The organism is Streptomyces iakyrus (assembly GCF_000717055.1).
Taxonomy (GTDB): Bacteria; Actinomycetota; Actinomycetes; order Streptomycetales; family Streptomycetaceae; genus Streptomyces; species Streptomyces iakyrus.
The window spans coordinates 1-349 of record NZ_JNXI01000120.1 but is presented as its reverse complement, the minus strand read 5'-3'; the positions used below and the strand labels follow the sequence as shown (position 1 = coordinate 349).

Sequence of the window (349 nt, the reverse complement as noted above, 5' to 3'; positions counted from 1 at the left end):
CGCTTGTAGGCGCCCTTCTTCATCGTGAGGCAGGACTTTGCCCCCGCCATCGACGATCCTGACTTCCATACCCTGGCTTGGGCAACCGTCGGTCTCGAAGACTTTTTCCGGTGGATCGTCGAGCTTGGTGGTCGTCACCAGCCCGTTTTCCGTCATCCCCCATCCCGAGACGATGTGCGCACCAAGATTCTGTGTGGCCTGGCGCACTAAAACACGGGGAATTGGGGCGCCTGCCGATACGAAAGTGCGCAGTGAACGCAGCGCTTCAGGCCGCCGCTCCGCCTCCGCAGTCAAATCCGCCAGAAACGGCGTCGATGCCATGGTCATCGTCACGCGCTCTGTCTCGACA

1 protein-coding gene is annotated in these 349 nt (G+C 61.0%); it reads right to left on the bottom strand.

Features of this window, described 5'->3' with window-relative positions; genetic code table 11:
• Positions 1–349, bottom strand: a 349-nt coding sequence (locus OO68_RS49005; RefSeq protein ID WP_157852839.1) for an AMP-binding protein, incomplete at both ends; no start/stop codon positions are given.